A 21,133-nucleotide genomic window follows, 5' to 3' on the forward strand; every position below is an offset into this window, starting at 1 on the left:
CATGGATCAATTCAACGCCTCCTGATCGGCTAGAATGGCCGCCTTGCCTTTGCCCGCTTTCATTTTTCTGAGCCGCCATGAACCCCATCACCCACGCCCAGCTCGACTGGGATGATCAAGGCCGCCCGCATTCGCGGGTGTTCGACGATGTGTATTTCTCCGACCAGTCGGGCCTGGAAGAAACCCGCTACGTGTTCCTGGAGCAGAACCGCTTGCAGGAACGCTTCGCCGCCTTGCCGGCAGGTGGGCGCCTGGTGATTGGTGAGACTGGCTTCGGCACCGGCTTGAATTTCCTCTGCACCTGGCAGTTGTTCCAACAGCACGCGGTGGCCGGTGCGCGACTGCACTTTGTCAGCGTGGAAAAATACCCGCTCAGCCATGCCGACCTGCAACGCGCCCTCGCCCTCTGGCCCGAACTGCAACCCTTGGCCGAGCAACTGCTGGCGCAATACATTGCCATCCACCAGGGTTTCCAGCGCCTGGTACTGGACAACGGCCGCGTGACCCTGACCCTGCTGATCGGCGATGCGCTGGAACAATTGCCGCAACTGGACGCCCAAATCGATGCGTGGTTTCTCGACGGGTTCGCTCCGGCGAAAAACCCCGACATGTGGACCGCCGAGCTGTTCGCCCAACTGGCACGCCTGGCGGCTCCAGGTTCGACCATCAGCACCTTCACCAGCACCGGCTGGGTAAGGCGGTTGATCAATGCCGCCGGGTTCAAGATGAAACGCACGCCGGGCATCGGGCATAAATGGGAGATCCTGCGTGGGGAGTTTCTCGGCTGGCCCGAGGACGCTCCCGCGCCAGCCCCACGTAAACCCTGGTTCGCCCGGCCTCCCGCCATCGAGGGTGAACGTCACGCCCTGGTCATCGGCGGCGGCTTGGCCGGCTGTGCGACCGCCGCCAGCCTCGCCGCCCGTGGCTGGCGTGTCAGCCTGCTGGAGCGCCACGCCGGCCTGGCACAGGAAGCTTCGGGCAACCCACAGGGTGTGTTGTACCTCAAGCTTTCGGCCCATGGCACGGCCTTGTCCCAACTGATACTCAGCGGTTTTGGCCACACCCGGCGTCTGCTGGAACACTTGCACCGAGGCGTCGATTGGGACGGCTGTGGCGTGTTGCAACTGGCGTTTGATGCCAAAGAGAGCCAGCGTCAGGCTCAATTGGCACACGCCTTCGCTCCAGACCTGCTGCACCTGCTGGACCGCGAGCAGGCGCAGCAAAAGGCGGGAATCGAACTGGCCCACGGCGGGTTGTTTTTTCCACAGGGCGGTTGGGTGCATCCACCCGCGCTGTGCCAGTGGCAGGCGAAACATCCCCTGATTGAAGTGCTCACCCACCACGAGGCACTGGAACTGCACCGGCTCGACGACCAGTGGCAAGCCCGCGCCGGTGACCGCGTGCTGGCCAGCGCCAGTGTCGTGGTGCTCGCCGGGGCTGCGGAGATCAAGCGTTTCCCCTTCAGTGCCGACATGCCGCTCAAGCGCATCCGTGGGCAGATCACGCGGCTGGCGCAAACCCCGGCAAGTAAGGCCCTGGCCACTGTCGTCTGTGCCGAGGGCTACGTCGCACCGGCTCGGCTTGGCGAACACACCCTGGGCGCCAGTTTTGACTTCACCAATCAGGACCTCACGCCCACGCCCGCCGAACACCACGGCAACCTGCAGATGCTGGGTGAGATTTCTACCGACCTGCTGCAGCGCCTGGGTGCTGATCGCTTGGCGCCCGAACAGCTGGAGGGCCGTGCCGCGTTTCGTTGTACCAGCCCTGACTATCTGCCCATCGTTGGGCCACTGGCTGACCATGCGGCGTTTGAGCAGGCTTATGCGGTACTGGGCAAAGACGCCCGGCAAGTGCCGCAAACGCCATGCCCGTGGTTGCCGGGGCTCTATCTGAACAGCGGCCATGGCTCGCGCGGCCTGATCACTGCGCCGTTGTGCGGCGAACTGCTGGCTGCTTGGCTGAGTGATGAGCCCCTGCCAGTGCCAACCAGCGTAGCCGAGGCTTGCCATCCCAACCGCTTTGCCCTGCGGGCTCTGGTTCGAGGCCAAGCCGCGCCCCGCAAAGAGACCGATTGATGGCAAAGTGGTTAGCGGCCTTATAACTTATCGGTCTAAAACTCCACGCATAGCACTGGGTCAGTTTCTGGGTACGCGCCCGTTTGGGCGTATTGAGTGCTGACCCCTCCCCAACGGAAAAACCGGTAAGGAATTTATGTGTGGACTAGCTGGCGAGTTACGCTTTGATCTTCAACCTGCCGATCTGGCAGCCGTAGAACGCATCACCCATCACCTCGCCCCCCGAGGCCCCGACGCCTGGGGTTTTCATGCCCAAGGGCCGATTGCCCTGGGCCACCGCCGCCTGAAAATCATGGACCTGTCGGACGGCTCCGCCCAACCGATGGTCGACGCCCATCTGGGGCTGTCCCTGGCCTTCAATGGCGCTATCTATAATTTCCCGGAGCTGCGCCAAGAGCTGGAAGCCCTGGGTTACGCCTTCTATTCCGGCGGCGACACCGAAGTGCTGCTCAAGGGCTACCACGCCTGGGGCGAAGCGTTGCTGCCCAAGCTCAACGGTATGTTCGCCTTTGCCATTTGGGAGCGTGATGCCCAGCGCCTGTTCATCGCCCGCGACCGTCTGGGGGTCAAACCTCTGTACCTGTCGCGCACCGGCCAACGCCTGCGCTTTGCCTCGGCGTTGCCAGCGTTGCTCAAAGGTGGGGATATCAACCCGATCCTGGATCCGGTCGCCCTCAACCACTACCTGAATTTCCACGCAGTGGTCCCCGCGCCGCGCACGCTGTTGGCGGGAATTGAAAAACTGCCGCCTGCCAGTTGGATGCGCATCGACGCCAGCGGCAAAACCGAACAGAAAACCTGGTGGACCCTGCCCTATGGCCCCCATGAAGATGAAAAACACCTGACCCTGGAAGACTGGACCGACCGCGTACTCGACAGCACCCGCGAAGCCGTGGCCATTCGCCAACGTGCGGCGGTGGATGTGGGTGTATTGCTGTCAGGCGGCGTCGACTCGAGCATGCTCGTGGGCCTGCTGCGCGAAGTGGGCGTGGAGGATCTGTCGACCTTCTCCATCGGTTTTGAAGACGCCGGTGGCGAACGTGGCGATGAGTTCCAGTACTCAGACCTGATCGCCAAACACTACGGCACCCATCACCACCAACTGCGCATCGCCGAAAGCGAGATCATCGAGCAACTGCCGGCAGCCTTCCGCGCCATGAGCGAGCCGATGGTCAGCCATGACTGCATCGCCTTCTACCTGCTGTCGCGGGAAGTGGCCAAGCATTGCAAAGTGGTGCAGAGCGGCCAGGGCGCCGATGAGTTGTTCGCCGGTTACCACTGGTACCCGCAAGTGGACGGCGCCCGCGACCCTTATGCGGCCTATCGCGAGGCGTTTTTCGACCGCAGCTACGACGACTACGCGGCCACCGTCGCGCCCAAATGGCTGACCGCCAACGACGCTGCCGGCGACTTCGTGCGCGAGCATTTCGCAATGCCCGGCGCCGACGCGGCCGTGGACAAGGCCCTACGCCTGGACAGCACCGTGATGCTGGTAGACGATCCGGTCAAACGCGTCGACAACATGACCATGGCCTGGGGTCTGGAGGCGCGCACGCCGTTCCTCGATTACCGCCTGGTAGAACTCTCGGCCCGTGTGCCGGCCCAGTTCAAGCTACCCGATGGCGGCAAACAGGTGCTCAAGGAGGCGGCGCGCCGGGTGATCCCCAGCGAAGTCATCGACCGCAAGAAAGGCTACTTCCCCGTACCCGGCCTCAAGCACCTGCAGGGCGATACCTTGAACTGGGTGCGCGAGTTGCTGCTGGACCCGAGCCAGGATCGCGGGCTGTTCAACCCGGCCATGCTCGACCGCTTGCTCACCGACCCGCAAGGCCAACTGACCCCACTGCGCGGCTCCAAATTGTGGCAGTTGGCGGCGCTGAACCTGTGGCTGAGCGAACAAGGAATCTGATCGATGAAACCGAATGCCGCGGCTTACAGCCAACGCTTACTCAAAGGCCAGGCGCCGACCTACGAGCGCCTGCAAGCGCGCCTGGCCGAAGATGGCAGCGCCCTGGCCGCCGACCCGATTGCCGTGCATTGCGGCTGGGGCCGGTTGTTGATCGGCCACACCTTTCCCGACCCGGCAAGCCTGGCCCAGGAACTGCTCAACGAGCAGCCCGGGGAGCGCGATATCGCGTTGTACGTGGCCGCACCCCAGCAGATCCTGGGCATTGACCCGCAGCAACTGTTCCTCGACCCGTCCGACACCCTGCGCCTGTGGTTCACCGACTACCGCCCGGCCACCCGGGTGTTTCGCGGCTTCCGCATTCGCCGGGTGCAGAGCGAGGCCGACTGGCAAGCGGTCAACCACTTGTACCAGGGGCGCGGGATGCTACCCGTCGACCCGGAGCGCCTTACCCCACGCCATCAAGGCGGCCCGGTGTACTGGCTGGCCGAAGATGAAGACAGCGGCGCGGTGATTGGCAGCGTGATGGGACTCAACCATCACAAGGCCTTCCACGACCCAGAGAATGGTTGCAGCCTCTGGTGCCTGGCCGTCGACCCTCAATGCACGCGCCCTGGCGTCGGTGAAGTGTTGGTGCGCCACTTGGTGGAGCACTTCATGAGCCGAGGCTTGAGCTATTTGGACTTGTCGGTGCTGCATGATAATCGCCAGGCCAAGAGCCTTTACGCCAAGCTGGGCTTCCGGGCGTTGACCACCTTTGCGATCAAGCGCAAGAACGGCATCAATCAACCGCTATTCCTGGGCCCGGGGCCGCAGGCGGAGTTCAACCCTTACGCGCGCATCATCGTCGAGGAAGCCCACCGGCGCGGCATTGATGTGCAGGTCGACGATGCCGATGCGGGCCTGTTCACCCTCAGCCACGGCGGGCGTCGGGTGCGTTGCCGTGAATCCCTGAGCGACCTGACCAGCGCCATCAGCATGACCCTGTGCCAGGACAAGAGCCTCACCCACAAGGTGCTCAAGGCCGCGGGCCTGCAGGTGCCGGTGCAACAGTTGGCCGGCAGTGCCGACGACAACCTGGAGTTTCTCGACGAACACCAGCGCATCGTGGTCAAGCCGCTGGATGGCGAGCAAGGCCATGGCGTCGCCGTGGATCTGCGCAGCATCGAAGAGGTGCAGCAGGCGATCGAAGCGGCGCGCCAGTTCGACAGTCGCGTGTTGCTGGAAAGCTTCCACGAAGGCCTGGACCTGCGCATTCTGGTGATCGGTTTTGAAGTGGTCGCGGCTGCGATTCGTCGCCCTGCCGAAGTGATCGGCGACGGTCAACATTCGATTCGCGCGTTAATCCAGGCGCAAAGCCGTCGTCGCCAGGCGGCCACCGATGGCGAGAGCAAAATCCCGCTGGATGCAGAAACCGAGCGCACCCTCAAAGCCGCAGGTTACGACTACAACAGCATCCTGCCCCGTGGCGTGCAACTGGCCGTGCGACGCACCGCCAACCTGCACACCGGGGGTTGCCTGGAAGATGTCACGGCGATCTTGCATCCGACGCTGGTGGACGCGGCTGTCCGCGCGGCCCGTGCCCTGGATATTCCCATGGTCGGCCTGGACCTGATGGTGCCTGCGGCCGACCAGCCAGAGTATGTCTTTATCGAAGCCAACGAACGGGCCGGCTTGGCCAACCATGAACCGCAACCTACGGCTGAGAAGTTTGTGGATTTGTTGTTTCCACACAGTCAGCCAGCTACCTGACTACCGATCGTTCCCACGCTCCGCGTGGGAATGCAGCCTGTGACGCTCTGCGTCACCACAGCGGACGCAGAGCGTCCCTGAGGCATTCCCACGCAGAGCGTGGGAACGATCGCCCTCAACTCATCAGGAGTTTCCATGACCCGAACCATTCCCGAACCCGATCTCCCGTATCTGCAAAAAGTGCTGCTGGAAATGCTCGCCATTCCCAGCCCCACCGGTTTTACCGACACCATCGTGCGCTACGTCGCCGAGCGCCTGGAAGAACTCGGCATCCCGTTTGAAATGACCCGGCGCGGCACGATTCGCGCCACCCTCAAGGGCCAGAAAAACAGCCCTGACCGCGCCGTCTCCGCGCACCTGGACACCATCGGCGCCGCCGTGCGCGCGATCAAGGACAACGGCCGTCTGACCCTGGCGCCAGTGGGCTGCTGGTCGAGCCGCTTTGCCGAAGGCAGCCGTGTCAGCCTGTTCACCGATAACGGCGTGATTCGCGGCAGCGTGTTGCCGCTGATGGCTTCCGGGCACGCGTTCAACACCGCCGTGGATGAAATGCCGGTGAGCTGGGACCATGTGGAACTGCGCCTGGACGCCTACTGCGCCACGCGCGCCGACTGCGATTCCCTGGGAATCAGCGTCGGTGACTACGTGGCGTTCGACCCGCTGCCCGAGTTCACCGAAAGCGGGCATATCAGCGCCCGCCACTTGGACGACAAGGCCGGCGTCGCCGCACTGCTCGCTGCGCTCAAGGCCATCGTTGACAGTGGCGAACCCTTGCTGATCGACTGCCACCCGCTGTTCACCATCACCGAGGAAACCGGCAGTGGCGCAGCGGCCGCCCTGCCCTGGGATGTGAGTGAGTTTGTCGGCATCGATATCGCCCCGGTCGCCCCTGGCCAGCAGTCCAGCGAACATGCGGTGAGCGTGGCCATGCAGGACTCCGGCGGCCCCTATGACTATCACCTGTCCCGCCACTTGCTGCGCCTGGCGTCAGACAACGAGCTGCCGGTGCGCCGCGATCTGTTCCGCTATTACTTCAGCGATGCCCACTCGGCGGTCACCGCCGGCCATGATATTCGCACCGCGCTGCTGGCCTTCGGTTGCGATGCCACCCATGGCTATGAGCGTACCCACATCGACAGCCTCGCCGCCCTGAGCCGCTTGCTGGGCGCTTACATCCTCAGCCCGCCGGTGTTTGCCAGCGATGCGCAACCGGCCCAGGGTTCCCTGGACCGGTTCAGTCATCAGATCGAGCATGAAACGCAAATGGAGAGCGACACCCGTGTGCCGTCGGTGGACAGCCTGGTCGGCCAGAAGTCCTGACGCTGTGTGAGTTGATACTGGCAACAAAGGTCCCGGCGCAGTAGCATCGCCGGGACCTGATACCTGAGGCTTGTATGCTGATTCCCTACGATGCACTTGAAGTCGACACCCTCACCCGCCTCATCGAAGACTTCGTCACCCGCGACGGTACCGACAATGGCGACGACACGCCCTTGGAAACCCGCGTGCTGCGCGTGCGCCAGGCGCTGACCAAAGGCCAGGCGCTGATCGTCTTCGACCCCGAGAGCGAGCAATGCCAGTTGATGCTCAAGCACGATGTGCCCAAGCACCTGTTCGACTGAACAGCGGCGCCTAAGGGTTGGGCGCCGGCACGGGATGGGTAGCTTGGCCCTCGCCTTTGAGTATCTTGCGGTACACCTCGGCGCGGTACACGTTGACGCCCACCGGCGCCTCGATGCCGAATTTCACATGAGTACCGTTCACTTCCAGGATATGCACGGTGATGTCATCGCCAATGGCGATGGCTTCGCCTGTGGCACGGCTTAAGACCAGCATGGCGGTTGTCCTTTTCCAGTAGCAGGACCCCGACCATGCCCCCTTGGCGCTGGGCCGGCAATGGCTTGCGGAAAAATCAGGCACTGCCTACGCAGGCAGGTAATTTGTCTGACAGACCGCAGCCGAATCAGCCCTTCACGGCCTGCGCCTTGGCGCGCATCTTGTCGGCCATCAGTGTCATTTCGTCATACAGCAGTTGCGGATTTTTCTGTTTCAACGCCCAAGCCATGCGGCCTTGCTCGTGGGGCAGGATCATGAACTCGCCTGCGGCCACGCGCTGGTAAATGTAGTCGGCGATATCCGCCGCCGAGATGGGCGAACTCTCAAGCAGTTTGCCCACCTGGGCCTTCATGGCTGGGGTTGGCCCACGGAAGGAGTCGAGCAGGTTAGTCTGGAAAAACGACGGGCACACCACATGAACGCCCACTTCCTGTTGCTTGAGCTCCACCAGCAGGCTCTCGGACAACGCCACCACGCCCGCCTTGGCCACGTTGTAGTTGCTCATGGCCGGGCCTTGCATCAGCGCGGCCATTGAGGCGATGTTGATGATGCGCCCCTTGCTCTTTTCCAGCAGCGGCAGGAACGCCTTGCAGCCTTTGACGACGCCCATCAGGTTGATTGCGATCTGCCAGTCCCAATCCTCCAGGGACAATTCAGCGAAGAACCCGCCCGAGGCCACACCGGCGTTGTTGACGATCACATCGATGCCGCCGAGCTTCACCTCACAGGCCTGGGCAAAGGCCGTTAGCTGGCTGTAGTCACGCACGTCACAACGCTGGGTAAAACCATCACCGCCCGCCTCGCGAACCTGCTTGAGGGTTTCCTGCAAACCGGGCTCGCTGACATCGGACAACCCCAACTGCCAGCCTTCACGAGCCCAGCGCAGAGCGATTTCGCGACCCAGGCCAGACCCGGCGCCAGTGATCATCATGCGGTTTTGCATAGGAGGTAGCCTTGTGGTTCACGAAGAAGTGACCGGCAGTGTAGCGAAGGTTTTTGCTCCACCCACGCACCATCAGGGTGATGAATGCCCCAGGCAAACCGCGGGCTCGGTAGCAGCTGCGCGCATAGACTAAGTTCAATTTTTTTCAACTGATTAGTTCAAGTTGCGCACGCGTTAAAAGAAATAAGCGACCCATCAAAATGTTTTATAAAAACAATGAATTTTCTGCGAAGTGGCAGAGTCGGAATGGGTAAGGCGTCCCACTGTACATGGACGAACCAACGGTTAAACAGCCGGTTTTTGCAAAGAACCTATAAGGAATAAAACCATGAGCCTCATTCTGATTATTATCCTGATCCTCCTGCTGGTCGGTGGCCTGCCGGTGTTCCCGCACTCGCGTAACTGGGGTTATGGACCGTCGGGTATCCTGGGTGTGGTACTGGTTGTTCTGCTGGTGCTGTTGTTGCTCGGCAAGATATAAACGCCGCGTTTTTGTAGGAGCGAGCTTGCTCGCGAAACACTCACAGGCGCCGGGTTTATTCAGAACGCACGCGTTTTCGTTGATGTTTTTCGCGAGCAAGCTCGCTCCTACAATTGAGAAGCAAAAAAAGAGGCCTTCTAGAAGGCCTCTTTTTTATTGCCGGTCAGTTAGTCCGGCTTACCGTCCACCACACCTGCGGTGTTATCCAGCAGGCTCTTGGTCGCGGTTTGCAGGAACGACTCGAGTTTCTGCTTGAGTGCGGCTTCGTCCGGCGACTCTGGAATCACCTTGCCATTCGGCTCGGCGCCCAGGGTGTATTCCCACAACTTGGGTGGCATTTCCTTGGGCAATACCAGTACGCGGTCGCCGGTGAGCAAGGCCACGGTCTGGTCGCTGCCCGATGGCTTGATCACGCCGAAACCTTTATCACCTTCCGGCAGGTTCAGCAGGTCACGGCCCCAGCACTGGTGCAAGGTATCGCCGCCCAGGCGGCCCATGATGGTGGGCACGATGTCGATCTGGGTGCCCACAGTGTGGTCACGCTCACCGAACTTCTCGCGCATGCCCGGTGCAATCATCAGCATCGGCACGTTGAAGCGGCCCAGGTCCATCTCGGTGATCTGCTGCTCGTTACCGAAACCGTGGTCACCGACAATCACGAACAGGGTTTCCTTGAAGTACGGCTCCTTGCGGGCCTTTTCAAAGAACTGGCCCAGGGCCCAGTCGGAGTAGCGCATGGCCGTCAAATGCTCGTTGAGGCTGCCACGGTCGGTGACTTTCTCGACCGGCAATGGGGTCGGCAACGCGTACGGCGTGTGGTTGGACAGGGTTTGCAGCAGCGCGTAGAACGGCTTGCCGCCTTCGCGTGCCTTCAGTTCTTCCAGGCCACGGTTGAACATGTCCTGGTCGGACACGCCCCAGGTCGGGTCGGAGAACACCGGGTTGACGAAGTCATTGCGGCCGATGAAGTTGGTCATGCCCTGGTTGCTGAAGAAGCCCGATTGGTTGTCCCAGGCGAAATCGCCGTTGTAGACATACACATCGTCGAAATCACGCGCACTGAGCAGCTGCGGCAGGCCCGACAGCTTGTGGCTGCCTTCCGGGGTCTGCATCAGGTATTCGAAACCCGGCAGGTTCGGGAAGCAGGCCATGGTGGCGAACATACCCTGGTGGGTGTGGGTGCCGTTGGAGAAGAAGCGGTCGAACAGCAGGCCCTCTTGGGTCAGCTTGTCGAAGTACGGGGTGATATTGCCCGGACGTCCCAATGCGCCCACCGAGTGACCGGCGAAGCTTTCCATCAGGATGACCACGACGTTCTTGATCGGCAGGGTTTTCTCGGCCGGTGGCGTGAAGTCACGGCGTACCGCAGCGGTGTCGGTGTCTACCAGCTTCTCTTGCGGCAGCACCAGCATGTCGCGCACGGTCTGGGTGGCCAGCGGTTGTTCCAGAGTGGCCTTCCAGATGTTGGCGCGGTCTTCACCGAAGCGCGCCTTGGCCGCCGCGATCAGCGACAAGGTGCCATTGAGGCCCAACTGGTTGGCGAAGTTCGAATCGGTGGTGTAGACATCACCCCAACGCAGCGGTGGCCCCTGGCGCAGGGTGCCACGGATGGCGACCACGGCAACCAGCAGGCAGACCATGAACACCGCGGTGCGGCCGTACCACGGCGCCACCTGGCGAGTGCTGATCGTGCCGCCGCTGAACGGGCCACGGGGGCGCGTTGCGCGGTCAGCGCCCTTGAAGGCCATGCTCAGGATCAGCGTGCCCACGGCCCAGGCCAGCAGGTAGCGCACCACCGGGAAACCGTACCAGAGCATGCTCATCACGGTTTTCGGGTCTTCCTTCACATACTGAAAGACCAGGCCGTTGAGGCGCTGGTGGAATTCGCGGTAGAAATCCATCTCCATAAGACCGAGGAACAGCGCAATGCTGGACACAACGGTCAGCCACAAACGGAAGAAGCCTCGTGCCGCCATGGCCCGTACGCTGAACACAGCCAGCAACAGCGGGATCAGCGCGTATGTCACAAAACGAATGTCGAAGCGGGTGCCGTTGACGAACGCTTCCAGGAACGTCGAAGCCGGCGTATCCAGGATCATCTCGCGGTTGTAGACCAGCAACGCCAGGCGCAGCAGGGAGAACATCACCATCATGACCAGTGCGCAGAGCAGCGTGTACGCCAGATGGGATTTGACGGTCGGTTGCAGCAGGCGATTTGAAGCTCGCTGCTGATTCAGGGCGTCCGGGTTTGCCATGTCGTTTTAGGACCCATTGGAAGTTTAAGTTGCGAAATAATGCAGTGGCGTCCGTCCCTCGCCCAGGCTGGCTGGGGTAGGCGGTTAACGCGGTGGCACAAATGGTGCCCGATCAAGGCCGGCAAGGCTATTAATTACTGAACGTAAGGCACGGCCCTGCCTTTAAGGGCACTGGAGATAGAGCCCTGGCAGCCGGTTAAAGCCGGCGAATTGTCTTGGATGGGATGTGAAAATTTCGTGCGGCGAATAGTTTCGACACACAAATATGGTTAATACAGTGCCCCCCTGTGGGAGCTGGCTTGCCTGCGATAGCGGTGGGTCAGCTTGCATCGTTTTGATTGACACACCGCAATCGCAGCCAAGCCAGCTCCCACATTGACTGTGCCCACTCCAAATCGAGTAGGTCGTCAGATCCGCACGTTACCGCGCGGCCCGGCGATAGCCCAGATGATCAGGCCCAGCACGGGCAACAGCAGGATCAACAGGATCCACAGCACTTTGGCGCCGGTGCTGGCGCCGCTTTTGAACACGTTGATGATCGCCCAGATATCCAGCGCGAGGATAATCAGGCCAATCAGGCTATTAAACGTGGAACCCATGGTGTCGCTCCTAAGTGAGGGCATGCCCTTGTAGGATAGTCAGCCTTGGCGGGGGTTCCGTTTTATTTCAGACGTGTACGGCAATCTTCAAGGCTTCAAGCGAGGGCTCGGCCTTGATGCCGACTTCGGCACACAGTTCCAGCACCCGCGGCAGGTCGTTGCCGAACACCAGCACCGCCTGGATCTCGTCGTCCAGCAACTGGCTGAAATTCACCAGCACATAACCGCCGTCTTCCGGGCTCAGGGCGCTAATCTGGATCTGGATGCGGTTCAGCGCGGTCAGGTCTTCGGTCTTGGCCAGTTGCTTGGGCTTGAGGTTGAACGCCACACCCGGACCGAACGACGCGACGATCTGGGCAAACAGGTCGCCATAGGTATCGGCCTGGAACAACACCGTGTCCGGTAGGCTACCCACTACCACCCACTCCCCCAGCGGGATCGGGAAGCTGTCGTCGTAGTTGATATCCGGGTTGGCCGCCAGGAACGCCGCCGGGGCCGCGTAGGCCTGGGCCGCTTCGTCGGCGATACGCGCTACTTCGTCCTCACCCATGACGCCGGCGCTGATTTTACTGATGAGTTCGACGAGGGCGGTTTTCATGGGGCGATCCTGTAACGGGCAAGTTTTGAAGGGCGCGTAGCCTACACCAGTTTCTGCAACTGCGCCGCCGTATCCACCGCGCCCATGGTCTGCGCCGCCGCCAGCGCTGTCGCGCCTTGTGCATCGGTGGCCTTGGGATTTGCGCCTTTACCGAGCAGGTAATCAACCATGTCAACGCGGTTGAACATCGCCGCCATCATCAACGCCGTACGCCCGTCCGAGGAGGCCGCGTCAATCGGCGTGCCGCCTTCGATCAACGCCTGGACCACCGGCAGGTTGCCTTTGAACGCCGCACCGGCAATCGGCAACTGGTTCTTGTCGTTGGCGATCAGGGGGTCAGCCTTGAACTCCAGCAGCACTTTAACCGCCTCGGCATGGCCGTGGTAAGCCGCGAGCATCAACAAGGTGTCGCCATTGTGATTACGAAAGTTGGCCGGCAGGCCTTTGGCCAACAGCGCGGCGAGCATCGCGGCATCGCCGCGACGGGCCACGTCGAAGACTTGCTCGGCAAATTCGGCGGCTTCGTCTTCGGTCATTTGTTTAGGCTGTTCTGACATGGGGGCTCCTTGCTGAGGCGACTGATATAACTGTTTAAGGCGCCCAGTGTCGCGAGGGAGTTCCCCGGTGTCATGGCTTTTTTGTCAAAAGCCGCCATAGCCAGAATCAATAACGGAATTGGCCGCCCTGGATCTGCGCCAGCAATTGCCCGGTCACCGGCACATAGCTGTCCGAACCCGGCAACCAGGCGTAGACCGGGTCATTGCCAGCCTTGTCCGGGTCGAACCCTTGCTCCTTGAGCTTCACTTTCTGGTACTTGAACGTGCCGGTGGTTTCCATCTTCACCTTGATCCGCAAAAACAACGGCACCGCATAAGGGGGCAGCTGGCCGTGGGCAAATTGCAGCAGTTCGCGCATGTCCAGGCTGGCCAGGGATTCGCTGGGGGTGATGGCGACCATGCCGGCGCGGCCGTTGGTGTTGTCGATCTCGACGCCATAGGCCACCACTTCAGCGATCTGCGGGTGTTTGAGCAGGACGTTTTCCACCTCGGTGGTCGAGACGTTTTCGCCCTTCCAGCGATAGGTATCCCCCAGGCGATCGACAAATTGCGCATGGCCGAAACCGATACTGCGCACCAGGTCACCGGTGTTGAAATAGCGATCGCCTTTTTCGAATACGTCGGTCAGTACCACCTTGCGGTTTTTTTCCGGATCGGTATAGCCGTCGAAGGGCGACTTATCATCAATGCGCGCCAATAACAGGCCCTGCCCGCCGGTGGGCACCTTGACCATGAACCCATCGCTGCCGCGCAGCGGTTCACCAGTGTCATGGGCGTAATCCACCAGCGCCCAATGCTGCAGGCAAAAGCCGATGGTGTTGTCAAAATTCAGTATGTTGGTAAAGCCGATATTGCCGTCGCTGGCGGCATACAGCTCGCAGATATGCTCCACACCATAACGCTGCTTGAACTGCGCCCACACACCAGGGCGCAAGCCGTTGCCGACCATCTTGGTCACCTGATTATCGCGGTCCTGCGCACTGGCAGGCTGGTCGAGCAGATAGCGGCACAGCTCACCGACATAACCCAGGGTGGTCGCCTTGAACTTGCGTGCATCGTCCCAGAACTGGCTGGCACTGAATTTGCGCCGGATGGCAAAGCCCGACGCGCCGATAATCGCCGCTCCCCAGCACACGCACAGCCCGGTGGCGTGGTACAGCGGCAAGGTGCAATAGAGGACGTCCTGCGGGCCCATGTCCAGGGCGATACTGCCGAAGCTCACGGCAGTTTTGGTCCAGCGCCCGTGCTTCATGATGCCGGCCTTGGGCAAGCCGGTGGTGCCGGAGGTGTAGATATAGAAGCAGGGGTCATTAAAGAACACCTGCGCGGAACTCACCGGGTTGTCCACCGGGCTTTCGGCGCTGGCGGCCATCAGGTCGATATAGCCATCGGGCACTGCACTGCCGGGTTGATCGGCCACGAACCAGGTGCGCTCGGCCGGGATCTGCACGTGTTCGCGCACCGCCGCGTAAGCGCCCAGCAATTCGGCACCGACCACAATGGCAACCGGGTTGACCAGGGTCAGGCTGTGTACCAACGCCCCTTGAGTTTGCGCCGTGTTGAGCATGGCGCAGATGCCGCCCAGCTTGGCCACGGCGAGCACGTTGAGCAGCAACTCGGGGCGATTTTCGATAAACAGCGCCACCACGTCACCCTTGCCGATGCCCTGGGCTTGCAGGTGGTGGGCAAGACGGTTGGCGCGCTGATTGGCGTCGCGGTAGCTGATCACGCTGTCCCCATAAAGCAGGGCAGCACCGTCAGGGTTGCGCAAGGCGGCTTGTTCGAAATGCCAGCCCAGGCCGCAGGGTTGGCCCGGGTCGGTGACGTTGGCCGCGCGCATGCCGCGCACCACCCGTGGGAGGGCCCGAACGATGGCAGGCACCTTTCGCAGCATCATGCGCCAGGTGATCATGTCGACTTGCTGATGAGTCATGGCGGGACGTCCCTTTTCTTATTCTTGGTCGGGTCCAGGTACATCGACTGGTGTAGCGGAAAATACGTCAGCGGTTCTTTGGCTGTACACGCGGGATTTGAAAAGTTTTGTATCTCGTGGCGGCCGGCCGATGCTTATCTCCCGGACACTCCACCCTCCAAATGCGGGAGCTGGCTTGTCGGGCCACCGCATCGCTGCGATAACAGCCTGCCAGCCGAGCGGGATTTTTCCGAGCAAAAGGCGGTCAGTATCAGTACAGCCCTCCCCCTCCTCCCGAAAAAATCACCGAGCAGATAGCGCAAAATGCAGGATGCACGATGGCCCTTCATGCAAATTGCACGAAAATGAAAATCCTGTAAATTTATAAGTTGCTGATTTATAACGATTTTCTAAAAAATCCAATACTGGCACAATCACTGCACCTATCACTCCATGCTTGCCAACTTGAGCCAATGGAGCTGATAGACATGAGCCTGATCCAAGATAAATTCGCTTCGGTATTCTCCAACTACGACGTCACCACCCAGCCACGTCCGGACGGCGGCATCCTGTTGACCCTGCGCAACAGCGAAGGTAAGCAGGTCAAGCGCTCGATCTCTTATCAGCAGCTGCACACTGCCGACCAACTGACCTGGGTCATCAGCGCCATTCGTCGTGACTTGGCTGAACAAGCCAGCGAACTGCCGCAGATTTCGATGCTGCAAAGCCAGAACCGCTTTGCACTGCCGACCTATCACTCGGCCTAAGCTGGAAATCTGAAAAAGGGCCGCGACGCTACTCAGCGTCGCGGCCCTTTTTCATGCCGTTAACATAAGCCCTGGCGGGCAGCCTCATTCTTTGCCTGTACACGGTTGGTGACATCCAGCTTTCCGTAGATGTTGCGCAGATGAAATTTCACCGTGGCTTCAGAGGTGGCGCGAATCTGGCTGATTTCCCAGACCGTCTTGCCCTCGGAGGCCCATCGCAGGATTTCCAGCTCCGTGGCAGTCAGGGGCTTGCCGCACAAGCTCAGGCGTTTTCTGATAGCCGTCGGTACAATAACTAACGGGCGATACGTCTCCTCTGGGCCACTCATTGTTCTCTCCTTTATGTCTGCTGATGCGCTGCCACCTTTCGGATTCCTCCTATTGACAGATGGCATAAACATTGGCGCTGAAGAGAGAGTTACATAACGAGTGGAATCAAAGCGCACAGTGCAGAACAAACAGCTTTGCCCTACAAATAATTAAGCTTCTTCCCACAGCAACTTCCAACTTGCCAGGGTTGAACATTCAGTTATTTGTGCTTAGTCATCGAGTCCTGGAAAGCGTGTGGCAATCGCATCACAGGTCAACGAGGGCACAGCGCCCTGGGCTGTGTTGAACAAACGCAGTGTCACACAGTGCGGGTTTTCGCCCATGTCGAACCAGTGCGGTACACCGGCAGGGATGATCAGCAAGTCATTCTTCTCACAGCGCAAGCTGTACACATAGTCGCCTATGTGCAGCGTAAACAGCGCCTGGCCTGCGATGAAGAAACGCACCTCGTCTTCACTGTAGGTACGTTCGTCGAGGAACTGCGCACGTAACTCGTCTTTCTGTGGATGGTCTTGGGTCACGCTGACCACTTCCACAGCGGCGTAGCCGAGGGCTTCGATCTGAGCCTGGTAGGCGGCAATCATTTCAGCATCAGTGGCGCCCTTTTCTATCAGGCTGGGCTGCCAGCGTTCAAAGCGCACACCGTGCTCGGCCAGGGTCGACTGGATATCCTCGGCATGGGTCAACACTTTGTTTGGGGTGTCCGGGGTGGCGATGGAGTAGACGGCTACATAGCTCATTGCACGGTTCCTTGGTTCGGCTCTTGCAATCGAAGGCCAATGATAATGGCGGCGGCCAGGGCCGCGAGGCTGGCGATACTGAACGTGAAGGTTGGCCCCAGCAGGTTCCAGCTGTAGCCGGAATACAGGGCGCCGAGCGCGCCGCCGATGCCGGCCAGCGCGGCATAAAGGGCCTGGCCCTGGCCTTGCTGGCGGTCGCCGAAGCTGCGTTGCACAAAGGCAATCGCCGCTGCATGGAAGCTGCCAAACGTGGCGGCGTGCATCAGTTGCGCCACCAGCAGCAGCCAGAAAACCTCGGCAAATGAACCCAGCAGCCACCAGCGCAGCGCGGCCAGCAGGAAACTGGCGAGCAGCACCCGGCGCACCGAAAAGCGCGCAAGGATACGGCTCATGGCCAGGAACATCAGCACTTCCGCCACCACCCCCAGCGCCCACAGCAGGCCAATCACGCCACGGCTGTAGCCCAAGTGCTCCAGGTGCAAGGTGAGGAAGGTGTAATACGGGCCATGGCTCATTTGCATCAGCGCCACGCAGGCATAAAACGCCAGCACGCCTGGGCTGCGCAATTGCTTGAGGAAACCCTCACCGGCCAAGCGGTTGCCGTGGCTGACAGGCTGCGCGTTCGGTACCCAAAGGCTGGCGCCGATGATGCCGGCCATGATCACCACGACCGCCACCGGGTAAATATCCAGGCTCAGCCAATCGAACAGCCGCCCCATGACCACCACGGTGAGGATAAAACCAATGGAGCCCCACAGACGGATCTGGCTGTAGCGTGAGGTTTGCGTGTGCAGGTGGGCCAGGGTGATGACTTCGAACTGCGGCAGCACTGCGTGCCAGAAGAACGCGTGCAGGGCCATCACCAGCGCCAGCCAGGCGTAGGTCTTGCTGACGAAAATCAGGCAGAAGCTGGCCAGGGTGCACACCGCGCCGAACCGCACGATGGCCAGGCGCCGGCCGGTGTAATCGCCGATCCAGCCCCACAGGTTGGGGGCCACGCAGCGCATCAGCATGGGGATGGCCACCAGTTCACCGATGCGTGCGCTGGAAAAACCCAGGTGATCGAAGTAAAGCGCCAGGAACGGCGCGGTCGCCCCCAGCAGGGCGAAGTAAAAGAGGTAGAAGCTGGAGAGGCGCCAGTATGGCAGTGGTTGGGGCATGCTATTGGGGCTGCTTCGCAGCCCAGCGCGAGCAAGCTCGCTCGCCACAGCAAGCGCGCTCATTGCCCCAGGCGATCACAGCTGGCCCAGTATCGGGGTACTCACGCGCACATCGGCATTTTGCCCACGGTTACGCAAGAGGTGGTCCATCAGCACGATGGCCATCATGGCTTCGGCAATCGGTGTGGCGCGGATGCCGACGCACGGGTCGTGGCGGCCCTTGGTGATCACGTCCACCGGGTTGCCGTGCACATCGATCGAACGGCCTGGTGTGGTGATGCTCGACGTGGCCTTGAGCGCCAGGTGCGCCACGATCGGCTGGCCGGAAGAAATACCGCCAAGGATGCCGCCCGCGTTGTTGCTGAGGAAACCTTCAGGGGTCATCTCATCGCGATGCTCGGTACCGCGCTGGGAGACGCAGGCGAAACCAGCGCCGATTTCCACGCCTTTCACCGCGTTGATGCTCATCAGCGCATGGGCCAGTTCGGCGTCGAGGCGATCAAAGATCGGCTCGCCCAGGCCCGGCTTCACCCCTTCGGCCACGACGGTGATCTTCGCGCCGACCGAGTCCTGGTCGCGGCGCAACTGGTCCATGTAGGCTTCCAGCTCCGGCACCTTGTCCGGGTCGGGGCAGAAGAAGGCGTTGTCTTCGACGCTGTCCCAGGTCTTGAACGGGATTTCAATCGGGCCCAATTGGCTCATGTAGCCACGGATGACGATGCCCTGGGTGGCCAGGTATTTCTTGGCGATGGCGCCGGCGGCCACGCGCATGGCGGTTTCACGCGCCGAGCTGCGGCCACCGCCACGATAGTCGCGTTCGCCGTATTTGTGATGGTAGGTGTAGTCGGCATGGGCCGGGCGGAACAGGTCCTTGATCGCCGAGTAGTCCTTGGACTTCTGGTCGGTGTTGCGAATCAACAGGCCAATGGCACAGCCCGTGGTGCGGCCTTCGAACACTCCGGAGAGAATTTCGACTTCGTCCGGTTCCTGGCGCTGAGTGGTATGGCGGCTGGTGCCGGGCTTGCGGCGGTCAAGGTCGCGCTGCAGGTCGTCCAGGCTCAGCTCGAGGCCTGGTGGGCAGCCGTCGACAATGGCGACCAACGCCGGCCCATGGCTTTCGCCCGCGGTGGTGACAGTGAACAGCTTGCCGAAGGTATTGCCGGACATGCAGGGCGCTCCGTGAAATCAGTTGAATCAAGTCAACCGTAATAACTTAAGGCGGCCAGTATACGCAGGCTAACCGACTAGTTCATCCTCGAAACCTTACCGGTAGACGTTGGTCCAACCGGCACCTCTCCAATGATGGCGCTATGATGCTGCGAGTTCTGCTGTTCACCCTCACCCTGTTCACCGCCGTGGCCCAGGCCGCCTCCCCTGTCGTCTTGCAACGCCCGATCAGCCTGGACACCGGCAGCGGCCAACTCTTTGGCTCGCTGCTGTTGCCGCAATCGGATAAACCGGTGCCGGTGGTGCTGATCATCGCCGGCTCCGGCCCCACCGACCGCAACGGCAACAGCGCCGACGGCGCGCGCAACGACAGCCTCAAGCGCCTGGCCTGGGTACTGGCCCGGCATAACATCGCCAGCGTGCGCTACGACAAGCGCGGCGTGGCTGCAAGCCTGGCGGCCACGCCGGATGAGCGCAACCTGACCCTGGAGGCGTATGTGGCCGACGCCGTGGCCTGGGGCAAGTTGCTCAAGGCCGACAAGCGCATGGGCCCGCTGATTGTGCTGGGCCACAGTGAGGGCGCGCTGGTCGCCGCCCTCGCCGCGCCGCAACTTGAACCGGCCGGAGTCATTTCCTTGTCAGGTAGCGCCCGCCCGGTGGACCAAGTTATCCGTCAGCAACTGGCCGATCACTTGCCCCCTGCCCTGTTGCTGCGCAGCAATGAAATCCTCGATCACCTCAAGGCCGGCCAGGTGGACGCCGATGTGCCGCGCCCGCTGGAGGGTATTTTCCGGCCCAGCGTGCAGCCGTATCTGATCAGCCTGTTCCGCGCCGATCCGTCGGCCGCTTTTGCACGCTTGGATATGCCGGCGCTGATTATCCAGGGCACCAACGATATCCAAGTGGGTGTAGGCGACGCCCAGCAACTGAAGAAGGCCAAACCCGACGCGCAGTTGACGGTAATCGAAGGTATGAACCACGTGATGCGCATCGTGCCCAATAACGTGAAGCAGCAACTGGCCTCCTACAACGACCCGAAACTACCGCTGGCTGCGGAGTTGGGCCAACGTATCGTCAGCTTTATCGAAGGACTTCAACCCCGTTAAGCGGCAATTGGCCTCCAGTCCTGGAAAAAACGGCCGATAAGTCCAGAGTCGACAGTAAAAAGACTGTCGGCTCGCAGGGCTTGGACAGGATCGCGCCGCATGACAACCACCGAAACAACACCCGAATCTACCGCCGAGACCCCGGCCGCAACCGAAGCTGCCGCGGCAGCAGCCCTGCCGTGGGCCGACGTTCACGCCGAACACTTCAAGATGCTGCGCCTGGCCCCACTGGCCACCGACCGCGCCACCGGCGCACGGCCATTGCGCTTTGTGCAGTTCGGCTATGCCGAGCGTCATGACAAACACCACAGCCTGTTGCGCATGGTCATCCAGTTACCGGGCCAGCGAGTACGGCGCGAGCAGAATCATCTGGATATCTGGGTCGATCACGATAAACACCGCGTGCACTTCGGCCCCGGCAACAGCCTGGAAATCGAGCCGGCCAACCGCGGTATCGGGCGTTTCCTGGTGGCCCAAGGCGCCGCCTGGGCGAAGAAGAAGTGGTCACACTACCGCGTCGACGGCGTGGACCTGGCCAACAAGGACGCCCTCAACGAAGCCACGCGCCTGCGTCGCGATCACTTCCTGCGTATCCAGGGTTTCGATGTGGCCTACGCCGATGTGCAGCACCTCAAAGGCAATGTGCAACCAGGCAAGGTCGGCGACGTGCTGGACAGCTGGAATACCGAGAAAGTGCAGTTTGTGGAGATCCTCGAAGCCGCGCAGATGCTGCAACAGGCCGACCAGAACCTGGCGGAGCAGGAAGTGAAACTGCGCAAGGAAGAGGAGAAAGTCACCAAGTTCAAGCGTGAGGACAGTGGGCTGCGCTTTACCATCACCTGCCTGGTGGCGTTTACGGTGTTTCAGGCGGGGTTGTTGATCTGGATTGCCACGCACCGCTGATAGATTGAAATGCAATCAAAATGTGGGAGCTGGCTTGCCTGCG

Annotated in this window: 20 protein-coding genes; 9 read left to right on the forward strand and 11 right to left on the reverse strand. The window is 61.2% G+C overall.

Going from position 1 to position 21,133, the window contains the following annotated elements:
* Nucleotides 1–77 precede the first annotated feature (77 nt).
* The 5 genes from mnmC to E1K68_RS18940 all read left to right on the forward strand — a co-directional run bounded on the left by mnmC (nucleotide 78) and on the right by E1K68_RS18940 (nucleotide 7,358).
* Complete coding sequence (gene mnmC, locus E1K68_RS18920; protein ID WP_212614544.1) at nucleotides 78–2,078, forward strand: bifunctional tRNA (5-methylaminomethyl-2-thiouridine)(34)-methyltransferase MnmD/FAD-dependent 5-carboxymethylaminomethyl-2-thiouridine(34) oxidoreductase MnmC; 2,001 nt, start codon at nucleotides 78–80, stop codon at nucleotides 2,076–2,078.
* A gap of 136 nt (nucleotides 2,079–2,214) precedes the next feature.
* Nucleotides 2,215–3,987: an N-acetylglutaminylglutamine amidotransferase gene (locus tag E1K68_RS18925; protein WP_212614545.1), complete on the forward strand. Its 1,773-nt coding sequence runs from the start codon at nucleotides 2,215–2,217 to the stop codon at nucleotides 3,985–3,987.
* 3 nt (nucleotides 3,988–3,990) lie between these two features.
* Nucleotides 3,991–5,736: an N-acetylglutaminylglutamine synthetase gene (ngg, locus tag E1K68_RS18930; protein ID WP_137204244.1), complete on the forward strand. Its 1,746-nt coding sequence runs from the start codon at nucleotides 3,991–3,993 to the stop codon at nucleotides 5,734–5,736.
* Nucleotides 5,737–5,871: 135 nt separating this feature from the next.
* The gene (locus E1K68_RS18935; RefSeq protein ID WP_212614546.1) at nucleotides 5,872–7,056 is read left to right on the forward strand and encodes an osmoprotectant NAGGN system M42 family peptidase; all 1,185 of its coding nucleotides are present in this window, start codon (nucleotides 5,872–5,874) and stop codon (nucleotides 7,054–7,056) included.
* 74 nt (nucleotides 7,057–7,130) lie between these two features.
* Nucleotides 7,131–7,358: a YheU family protein gene (locus E1K68_RS18940; protein ID WP_003192759.1), complete on the forward strand. Its 228-nt coding sequence runs from the start codon at nucleotides 7,131–7,133 to the stop codon at nucleotides 7,356–7,358.
* A gap of 10 nt (nucleotides 7,359–7,368) precedes the next feature.
* Here E1K68_RS18940 and csrA read toward each other — a convergent pair whose 3' ends face one another.
* The gene (gene csrA / locus E1K68_RS18945) at nucleotides 7,369–7,572 is read right to left on the reverse strand and encodes a carbon storage regulator CsrA (RefSeq protein WP_003192762.1); all 204 of its coding nucleotides are present in this window, start codon (nucleotides 7,570–7,572) and stop codon (nucleotides 7,369–7,371) included.
* A gap of 127 nt (nucleotides 7,573–7,699) precedes the next feature.
* Nucleotides 7,700–8,515 (reverse strand): SDR family oxidoreductase, encoded by an 816-nt coding sequence (locus E1K68_RS18950; protein ID WP_003192765.1) that lies wholly within the window; start codon nucleotides 8,513–8,515, stop codon nucleotides 7,700–7,702.
* Between the two features lie 328 nt (nucleotides 8,516–8,843).
* Between E1K68_RS18950 and E1K68_RS18955 the strand changes: the two genes are divergently transcribed.
* Nucleotides 8,844–8,996, forward strand: a complete 153-nt coding sequence (locus E1K68_RS18955) for a DUF3309 family protein (protein WP_003192767.1) — start codon at nucleotides 8,844–8,846, stop codon at nucleotides 8,994–8,996.
* 167 nt (nucleotides 8,997–9,163) lie between these two features.
* Here the strand turns inward: E1K68_RS18955 and E1K68_RS18960 are convergent, their stop codons facing one another.
* The 5 genes from E1K68_RS18960 to E1K68_RS18980 form a co-directional block, all read right to left on the reverse strand.
* Nucleotides 9,164–11,251, reverse strand: a complete 2,088-nt coding sequence (locus E1K68_RS18960) for an LTA synthase family protein (protein ID WP_003192769.1) — start codon at nucleotides 11,249–11,251, stop codon at nucleotides 9,164–9,166.
* A 407-nt stretch (nucleotides 11,252–11,658) separates the two neighbouring features.
* Nucleotides 11,659–11,850, reverse strand: a complete 192-nt coding sequence (locus tag E1K68_RS18965) for a PLDc N-terminal domain-containing protein (protein WP_003192770.1) — start codon at nucleotides 11,848–11,850, stop codon at nucleotides 11,659–11,661.
* Between the two features lie 67 nt (nucleotides 11,851–11,917).
* Nucleotides 11,918–12,448 carry a hypothetical protein gene (locus tag E1K68_RS18970; RefSeq protein WP_212614547.1) on the reverse strand — a complete coding sequence of 177 codons (531 nt, stop codon included), beginning with the start codon at nucleotides 12,446–12,448 and terminating at the stop codon, nucleotides 11,918–11,920.
* 41 nt (nucleotides 12,449–12,489) lie between these two features.
* On the reverse strand, nucleotides 12,490–13,005 hold the full coding sequence (locus tag E1K68_RS18975) for an ankyrin repeat domain-containing protein (RefSeq protein ID WP_003192775.1): 516 nt from the start codon (nucleotides 13,003–13,005) through the stop codon (nucleotides 12,490–12,492).
* 106 nt (nucleotides 13,006–13,111) lie between these two features.
* The gene (locus tag E1K68_RS18980) at nucleotides 13,112–14,938 is read right to left on the reverse strand and encodes a long-chain-acyl-CoA synthetase (RefSeq protein WP_057709809.1); all 1,827 of its coding nucleotides are present in this window, start codon (nucleotides 14,936–14,938) and stop codon (nucleotides 13,112–13,114) included.
* Between the two features lie 467 nt (nucleotides 14,939–15,405).
* Here E1K68_RS18980 and E1K68_RS18985 point away from each other — a divergent pair, with 467 nt between their 5' ends.
* Nucleotides 15,406–15,684: a DUF3509 domain-containing protein gene (locus E1K68_RS18985; RefSeq protein ID WP_003172952.1), complete on the forward strand. Its 279-nt coding sequence runs from the start codon at nucleotides 15,406–15,408 to the stop codon at nucleotides 15,682–15,684.
* A 59-nt stretch (nucleotides 15,685–15,743) separates the two neighbouring features.
* Here the strand turns inward: E1K68_RS18985 and E1K68_RS18990 are convergent, their stop codons facing one another.
* The 4 genes from E1K68_RS18990 to aroC all read right to left on the reverse strand — a co-directional run bounded on the left by E1K68_RS18990 (nucleotide 15,744) and on the right by aroC (nucleotide 19,081).
* Nucleotides 15,744–16,013 carry a helix-turn-helix transcriptional regulator gene (locus E1K68_RS18990; protein ID WP_003192780.1) on the reverse strand — a complete coding sequence of 90 codons (270 nt, stop codon included), beginning with the start codon at nucleotides 16,011–16,013 and terminating at the stop codon, nucleotides 15,744–15,746.
* A gap of 210 nt (nucleotides 16,014–16,223) precedes the next feature.
* A complete protein-coding gene (locus E1K68_RS18995) occupies nucleotides 16,224–16,754 on the reverse strand; it encodes an acireductone dioxygenase (RefSeq protein WP_137204242.1) in 531 nt (176 codons plus the stop codon).
* Nucleotides 16,751–17,914, reverse strand: a complete 1,164-nt coding sequence (locus E1K68_RS19000) for an MFS transporter (protein ID WP_212614548.1) — start codon at nucleotides 17,912–17,914, stop codon at nucleotides 16,751–16,753. Before E1K68_RS19000 ends, E1K68_RS18995 begins: the two co-directional genes overlap by 4 nt.
* Nucleotides 17,915–17,989: 75 nt before the next feature.
* Nucleotides 17,990–19,081, reverse strand: a complete 1,092-nt coding sequence (aroC, locus tag E1K68_RS19005) for a chorismate synthase (protein ID WP_003192786.1) — start codon at nucleotides 19,079–19,081, stop codon at nucleotides 17,990–17,992.
* 143 nt (nucleotides 19,082–19,224) lie between these two features.
* On the opposite strand from aroC, the gene E1K68_RS19010 reads away from it, so the two are divergent.
* Together E1K68_RS19010 and E1K68_RS19015 are read left to right on the forward strand one after the other, a co-directional pair.
* Nucleotides 19,225–20,187 (forward strand): alpha/beta fold hydrolase, encoded by a 963-nt coding sequence (locus E1K68_RS19010; protein WP_003192787.1) that lies wholly within the window; start codon nucleotides 19,225–19,227, stop codon nucleotides 20,185–20,187.
* Nucleotides 20,188–20,286: 99 nt separating this feature from the next.
* Nucleotides 20,287–21,090, forward strand: coding sequence for a hypothetical protein (locus E1K68_RS19015; protein ID WP_003192788.1), 804 nt, complete (start codon nucleotides 20,287–20,289; stop codon nucleotides 21,088–21,090).
* Nucleotides 21,091–21,133 lie beyond the last annotated feature (43 nt).

The organism is Pseudomonas sp. B2021 (assembly GCF_018135665.1).
Taxonomy (GTDB): Bacteria; Pseudomonadota; Gammaproteobacteria; order Pseudomonadales; family Pseudomonadaceae; genus Aquipseudomonas; species Aquipseudomonas lactis.

What these genes read in the sequence shown, in the direction of transcription:
- mnmC (WP_212614544.1), top strand. Translation starts at nt 78, where the DNA reads ATGAACCCCATCACCCACGCCCAGCTCGACTGGGATGATCAAGGCCGC.
- E1K68_RS18925 (WP_212614545.1), top strand. Translation starts at nt 2,215, where the DNA reads ATGTGTGGACTAGCTGGCGAGTTACGCTTTGATCTTCAACCTGCCGAT.
- ngg (WP_137204244.1), top strand. Translation starts at nt 3,991, where the DNA reads ATGAAACCGAATGCCGCGGCTTACAGCCAACGCTTACTCAAAGGCCAG.
- E1K68_RS18935 (WP_212614546.1), top strand. Translation starts at nt 5,872, where the DNA reads ATGACCCGAACCATTCCCGAACCCGATCTCCCGTATCTGCAAAAAGTG.
- E1K68_RS18940 (WP_003192759.1), top strand. Translation starts at nt 7,131, where the DNA reads ATGCTGATTCCCTACGATGCACTTGAAGTCGACACCCTCACCCGCCTC.
- csrA (WP_003192762.1), bottom strand. Translation starts at nt 7,572, where the DNA reads ATGCTGGTCTTAAGCCGTGCCACAGGCGAAGCCATCGCCATTGGCGAT.
- E1K68_RS18950 (WP_003192765.1), bottom strand. Translation starts at nt 8,515, where the DNA reads ATGCAAAACCGCATGATGATCACTGGCGCCGGGTCTGGCCTGGGTCGC.
- E1K68_RS18955 (WP_003192767.1), top strand. Translation starts at nt 8,844, where the DNA reads ATGAGCCTCATTCTGATTATTATCCTGATCCTCCTGCTGGTCGGTGGC.
- E1K68_RS18960 (WP_003192769.1), bottom strand. Translation starts at nt 11,251, where the DNA reads ATGGCAAACCCGGACGCCCTGAATCAGCAGCGAGCTTCAAATCGCCTG.
- E1K68_RS18965 (WP_003192770.1), bottom strand. Translation starts at nt 11,850, where the DNA reads ATGGGTTCCACGTTTAATAGCCTGATTGGCCTGATTATCCTCGCGCTG.
- E1K68_RS18970 (WP_212614547.1), bottom strand. Translation starts at nt 12,448, where the DNA reads ATGAAAACCGCCCTCGTCGAACTCATCAGTAAAATCAGCGCCGGCGTC.
- E1K68_RS18975 (WP_003192775.1), bottom strand. Translation starts at nt 13,005, where the DNA reads ATGTCAGAACAGCCTAAACAAATGACCGAAGACGAAGCCGCCGAATTT.
- E1K68_RS18980 (WP_057709809.1), bottom strand. Translation starts at nt 14,938, where the DNA reads ATGACTCATCAGCAAGTCGACATGATCACCTGGCGCATGATGCTGCGA.
- E1K68_RS18985 (WP_003172952.1), top strand. Translation starts at nt 15,406, where the DNA reads ATGAGCCTGATCCAAGATAAATTCGCTTCGGTATTCTCCAACTACGAC.
- E1K68_RS18990 (WP_003192780.1), bottom strand. Translation starts at nt 16,013, where the DNA reads ATGAGTGGCCCAGAGGAGACGTATCGCCCGTTAGTTATTGTACCGACG.
- E1K68_RS18995 (WP_137204242.1), bottom strand. Translation starts at nt 16,754, where the DNA reads ATGAGCTATGTAGCCGTCTACTCCATCGCCACCCCGGACACCCCAAAC.
- E1K68_RS19000 (WP_212614548.1), bottom strand. Translation starts at nt 17,914, where the DNA reads ATGCCCCAACCACTGCCATACTGGCGCCTCTCCAGCTTCTACCTCTTT.
- aroC (WP_003192786.1), bottom strand. Translation starts at nt 19,081, where the DNA reads ATGTCCGGCAATACCTTCGGCAAGCTGTTCACTGTCACCACCGCGGGC.
- E1K68_RS19010 (WP_003192787.1), top strand. Translation starts at nt 19,225, where the DNA reads ATGATGCTGCGAGTTCTGCTGTTCACCCTCACCCTGTTCACCGCCGTG.
- E1K68_RS19015 (WP_003192788.1), top strand. Translation starts at nt 20,287, where the DNA reads ATGACAACCACCGAAACAACACCCGAATCTACCGCCGAGACCCCGGCC.